Source organism: Aliiroseovarius sp. B-4 (genome assembly GCF_056857795.1).
On sequence record NZ_JBSXNV010000025.1, the window covers coordinates 1 to 5,241 of the forward strand.

Genomic DNA, 5,241 nt, shown 5'->3' on the forward strand with positions numbered 1-5,241 from the left:
ATCGCCACGCTTGCCGTGCTCGGCGTTTTTCTGAGCTGGTTTTTCAACATCATCGACCTGCGCCAGGCGCTTTGGGTGCTTGTCGGCATCGCCGGTGTTGCGGCCGCCCCCACGATTGTTGCTGCGGTCTTTGCCGGTGGCTGAACGCTCGCCCCTCTTTCTTGGGCTCGTGCGCCCGCCGAAGCTTCTGGGCCTGCCCATCATGTACGCGATGGTCTGGCTCTTCGGTTCGGTGCTCTTGTTCGTCTGGGTCCAGCACATCGGGGTGCTGGGCGTGGCCGCCCTTCTTTATCCGGTGCTGTGGAAGGCCGCAGATTGGGACCCGCGTTTCATCGACGTGATGATGACGGCGCTGCAGGAAACGCCACCCACGCGCAACCGGTCCATCCACGGCGGGGACAGCTATGCCCCGTGATGAAGCCCGTGATGCGGCGCTCGACCTCCGCACGATGACGCCGGACTGGTATGCGCGCGAGACCCGCCTCGCGCATATGCTGCCCTATGTGAGCCTCGTCGACGACCAGACCGTGCGGACCCGGGTGAACGAACTCTTCCGCTGCATCCGGCTCGAGGGGATCAACAGCTACACGACGGACGATGCCTATCTCGACAAGGTGACGGCGCTTTTTGCCCGCATCGTCGCGCAGCTTGGGCCGGAATTCAGCTATTACGTCCACAAGGTCTCCAAGGCCATCAGACCGGATCTGGACCCAATTCGTGAGGACAGCTTCGCAGGCGAGGTTGACCGGCGCTGGCGCGCGAAACTCGAGACCAGCGGGCTCCGCGACAAAACACTGACGCTCACCGTCATTCACCGCCCGCCCCCCAAAAGCCTCCTGCCGTTCCTCAGCCGTAGCGCGCCGGACCGGCTGAGAGAGGAGACCCGCAAGCGCCTGCAGCGCCTCGGCGAGGCCGTGAATGTCTTCCTGTCGGGGCTCACCGAACTCAAGCCGCGGCTCTTATCAGCCGCATCGGGGGAATTGGTGGGGTTTCTGGGCGCCCTCAACACAGGCACCGAGCTGCCGCTCTACCCGGCAAACACCTACGGCTTTTTGTCCTTCAACGTCGCCAATACCCGCGTGACGTTTCACGGCGACCATTTCGAGCTTTCCGAGGGCGTCGTGGGCCACCGCTACGGCAAGAGCTTCACCATCGGAGAATACTCGGAAGGCACCTCCTGCACCATGTTCGACATGCTGAACCTGCCGGTCGACATGATCGTCACCCACTCCTTCACGCCGATCAATTCGAACCTCATGGGGGGTCGCATCAAGCGGCAAAAGCGCCAGATGCAGGCCAGCCAGGACGCAGCCCTCTCGCTCCTGGAAGCCCTCGACATCGCCGCCGATGATCTCGAGGCCAAGCGCCAAAGCTTCGGCGAGCACCACATGGTCGTGACGCTCTTTTGCGAAACGCTCGAAGAGCTGCAGACGCTCAGCGCGGAGATCGTGAATGCCGCCGCCGCCGAAGGCGTGAAGATGATTGGCGAGCGGGTCGCGGCCAAGGCGCATTACCTCAGCCAGCATCCCGGCAACCAGCCCAAGCGCGTCCGTGCCAGTGCAATCACCAATCGCAACTTCGCGGATTTCGCGGCGTTTCATCGGACCCAGCTCGGCAAGCCTGCTCAGAAAACGCCCTGGGGCAAAGTCATCACCTATCTTCCCACGCCCGAGCAGAGCGCCTATCGGTTTTCCTATCACGAGCAGGGTAGCCCCGAGAAAGAACCGACCAGCGGGCATACGCTGATCATGGGGCGGCCCGGGTCTGGCAAGTCGGTGCTGTCGGCCTTTCTCATGACACAGGCCCGTCGAGCAGGGGCGCGGATCTTCGTCTTCGATTACCGGCTCGGTATGGAGATGGCGGTCCGCGCCAATGGCGGGCGCTATGCGTCTTTGAAAGCCGGGCAACCCACAGGCCTCAACCCGCTTTGGACCGAAACCGATAGTCGTGGCACGGCCTGGCTGTCGGACTGGCTCGCCACGCTTCTTTACCGCGCTGACAAGCCCCTGACGCCCGCGCAGACCAACCGCATTCAGGAAGTCGTCCGCCAGAACGCGCAAGCCACAAACCCCGCCCTGCGCAACTGGCGGGATTTTGCATCGCTGTTCGTGTCCACCGACGATGGCGGCGATCTGCACCAGCGCCTGCTCGAATGGACCGAAGAGGGCCGCTACGGCTGGATCTTCGGACAAACGCTGAAAGACACCTTCTCGCTCGAAGGCGATGTCGTTGGCTTCGATCTCACCGGCATTCTCGACAGCGAGGCCGAGAAGGAACGCATGGCTGTCCTCTCCTATCTCTTCCGCCGGGTCGAGCGCGAGATCGAGGACCGCCGCCCCACCATCATCGTGATCGACGAGGCCTGGAAGGCGCTCGACAACGCATATTTCGCCGAGCGGCTCTCGAACTGGCTGGTGACCGCGCGCAAGCAGAACACCGTCGCGGTGATGATGACGCAATACGCGAGCCAGCTCGAACGCACCCGGACCGGCAAGACCATCGTCGAGGCGGTGCCGACGCAGATCCTGCTCCCGAACATCCGCGCCCATGCCGCCGATTACGCGATGCTGAACCTCTATGAGAAGGAACTCGATGTGCTTCTCAACACCGGCAGCGACAGCCGCCTTGCGCTCATCCGCGACGACCAGGGCTCGATCGTCGTCGATGCCGATCTGAGCGCACTTGGGCCCAATCTCACCATCCTTGGCGGCATGGAAAAGGGCGAAGCGCTCGTCGCCCCCGATTACCGCGACCGCCCAGACTTCTGGAGGCTTTCATGATCCGTATTCTTGTCGCTTTGGCTGCGCTCGGCGCGCTGGCCTCCTGCACCCAGTACCGGGAGCCGCAGGCGAACTGCTTCACATTCCTTGCGTCCACGGCACCCGTCGCGCCTGATTGTGACTTCACGCCCCTTGGCACCCCGGAGGGCGACATTGAAGTCTAGCCTGCCTCATATCCTGGCGTTTTGCCTGCTGCCCGGTCTCAGCTTCGCCCAAGGCGTGCCGACCAATGACAATGGGCTGACCGCGCGTGACATCGTCGAGACTGGCGATCGCGAGGCAGACTTGGCTGTTCAGGCCGACAAGCTTGCAGTGCGCGAACTCATCGCCGAGATCGAACGCGAACAGCTGGAAACCCTCCGACGCATCCTCGATGCCCAGACCAGCTTCGGCGGTCAGGGCCTGCCCGCCATGGTCTCGGGGCTGGAAAGCGGCAGCGGGGATCCGGCCCGGTCAGTCGAGGCGGTCTATGGCAATGCCGACATCGACCCCAATCCCAGCGGTGCGCAGATGTTCGGCGACGCCGCCGAGAACATCGAGCAGCTCATCATCCGCGTCGCCCAGGAAACCAGCGGCTTTGCGGGTGTTGGCCGCGCGGGTCTCTCCCCCGTCCAATGGCGCGCGTTGCTGCAAGCGCTCATCTGGCAGGAAAGCCGGTTTACGATTGGGGCACGGTCTCCCGTCGGTGCCTATGGTCTCACCCAGATCATGCCTGGCACGGCCAGCGATCTGGGCATTAACCCGGAATACTATGATAGCCCCTACCTGCAGGTGCATGGCGGCGCGCGCTATCTCGCGACCCAGCTCAACACATTCGATGGCAACATCATCAACGCCCTCGCGGCCTATAACGCCGGACCCGGCCGGGTTTTCGAGTATGGCGGCGTTCCGCCCTTTCGCGAGACCCAGCACTACGTCCAGGTGATCCCCGAACGCTATAACCTCTATTTGACCCGTATCGGCGGGATCGAAGCGCTTGGCACGATCGATCCGGCGCTTCTCGCCAATGCCAACCTCTCGCTCACGGGTCATGGGGCTGCCTTTTATGGCAGCAACTCGCCCGCCGCGATCCGCCAAGCCGCCCTGCGCATCCGCGATATCGTCGAACGGATTTCCGAAACCGAGGATGTGCAGGAGAGCGTCGCGCTGAACACCTATGCCCGCGCCGAACTCGTGCGTCTCGTTGCCGCCCGCATCCGGCTTCAGGCAGCCCGCACCCAGCTGCTCTCCGCCGAGGAACTGGCCCAGGCCAGCGCCCGCATGGCCGAGGGCGCCTTCATCGAATTCACGATCAGGGAGATAGACTGATGAGAGACTTACTCGTGAGGACGGCCTTGGCCACGACGCTTGGGATCGGTCTGCATCTCGGCACCCTGTCCCCGGCCCTTTCACAGGGCGTACCCGTCGTCGACACCCAGAACATCGCGCAAAACATCCAGCAGCTCCGGCAGATGATCGAAGACGAGATCCTGCAAAACGAGCAGCTGACGCAGCTCCGCGAACAGCTTGCCACACTCACGGATCAACTCGCGGAGCTGCAAAGAACCTATGAAGCGCTCACCCGACTTGCCGAGCTTCCCGAAATCATCCGGACGGAAATGGAAGACGAGTTGAACGGTCTGCTCGATCAGGAGTTCGGGGACATCCTCGCCACGATTGAGGCGATCAAGACTGGGGATTTCTCGGGCCTCTCGGGCTCCGGCGCAGGCGAAATCGAAACCCAGATGGACCGGGTGCTGGCCGATCTCGGCTTCGATGAAGACACGCTCTCGGAAATGGCCACCAGCGGCAATCCCGGGGCCAACCGTGTGGCCACGCAGGCCACAACCGGCGCACTCGTCTCAGCCGCCGCCCAGAACAGCTATGAAGATGCCGGCCAATCGCTCGAGCGGGTAGACCGCCTCGTCGGGCTTATCGACGACATGGAAGAGCTCAAGCAAAGCGTCGATCTCAACACGCGCGTGACAGCTGAATTGGCCATCGCCCTCGTGGCAATGTGGCAGCTGGAAGCGATTCAAGCGGTGGGCGATGGCACGGGCGGCGTGATCGATGCCGCCACCATCGCCGAAGAGCAGCGCTTCATGGATTTCACGTTACCGGACCTCCGGGCTGACTAAGGCGTTTTGAAAATGATCCCCAAAAACAAATATCGGTTTTCGCGTTCGAGCGCAGCGAGAGGCAGCGAAGAACCGATTCAACTCATTTCGAAACGCCGAGCGGGGGCATGACGGGTGGCGACTGAACAAGAAATCATCGAGGAAGAACTGGTCTATGGTGCCCTGCGCCGTGAACGGCTTTGGCAGCGTCTTGGCCTGATAGGCCTTGTCTTCGGCATCATCGGCTGTCTGAGTGCCGCGGCTGTTTCGATCCTCGATGTCGACCCGCCCCCCGTCGTTGTCCCCTACGATCCCGCCACCGGCTTTGCTCTCCCCGAGGCCTCGGTGGGCGCTTCCTCGGTGAC

At 62.8% G+C, this 5,241-nt stretch carries 7 protein-coding genes; all 7 read left to right on the top strand.

All coding sequences use genetic code 11. From position 1 onward, the window contains the following. A partial coding sequence (locus tag AC13C8_RS01765; RefSeq protein WP_482846229.1) for a TrbC/VirB2 family protein occupies positions 1–144 on the top strand: 144 nt, incomplete at its 5' end. Next, on the top strand, positions 137–415 hold the full coding sequence (locus tag AC13C8_RS01770; protein WP_114284347.1) for a VirB3 family type IV secretion system protein: 279 nt from the start codon (positions 137–139) through the stop codon (positions 413–415). The genes AC13C8_RS01765 and AC13C8_RS01770, both read left to right, overlap by 8 nt. Further along, positions 405–2,780, top strand: coding sequence for a VirB4 family type IV secretion/conjugal transfer ATPase (locus AC13C8_RS01775; RefSeq protein WP_482846225.1), 2,376 nt, complete (start codon positions 405–407; stop codon positions 2,778–2,780). Before AC13C8_RS01770 ends, AC13C8_RS01775 begins: the two co-directional genes overlap by 11 nt. Further along, positions 2,777–2,944, top strand: a complete 168-nt coding sequence (locus tag AC13C8_RS01780) for a hypothetical protein (RefSeq protein ID WP_170317860.1) — start codon at positions 2,777–2,779, stop codon at positions 2,942–2,944. The genes AC13C8_RS01775 and AC13C8_RS01780 overlap by 4 nt, the downstream gene beginning before the upstream one ends. After that, the gene (locus AC13C8_RS01785) at positions 2,934–4,088 is read left to right on the top strand and encodes a lytic transglycosylase domain-containing protein (RefSeq protein ID WP_482846226.1); all 1,155 of its coding nucleotides are present in this window, start codon (positions 2,934–2,936) and stop codon (positions 4,086–4,088) included. The genes AC13C8_RS01780 and AC13C8_RS01785 overlap by 11 nt, the downstream gene beginning before the upstream one ends. Continuing rightward, on the top strand, positions 4,088–4,897 hold the full coding sequence (locus AC13C8_RS01790; protein WP_482846227.1) for a type IV secretion system protein: 810 nt from the start codon (positions 4,088–4,090) through the stop codon (positions 4,895–4,897). The genes AC13C8_RS01785 and AC13C8_RS01790 overlap by 1 nt, the downstream gene beginning before the upstream one ends. A 114-nt stretch (positions 4,898–5,011) precedes the next feature. Further along, a partial coding sequence (locus AC13C8_RS01795; RefSeq protein ID WP_482846228.1) for a VirB8/TrbF family protein occupies positions 5,012–5,241 on the top strand: 230 nt, incomplete at its 3' end.

Bases quoted from the DNA above. Each gene is read 5' to 3' on its own strand.
- AC13C8_RS01775 (WP_482846225.1), top strand. From the start codon at position 405: ATGCCCCGTGATGAAGCCCGTGATGCGGCGCTCGACCTCCGCACGATG.
- AC13C8_RS01780 (WP_170317860.1), top strand. From the start codon at position 2,777: ATGATCCGTATTCTTGTCGCTTTGGCTGCGCTCGGCGCGCTGGCCTCC.
- AC13C8_RS01790 (WP_482846227.1), top strand. From the start codon at position 4,088: ATGAGAGACTTACTCGTGAGGACGGCCTTGGCCACGACGCTTGGGATC.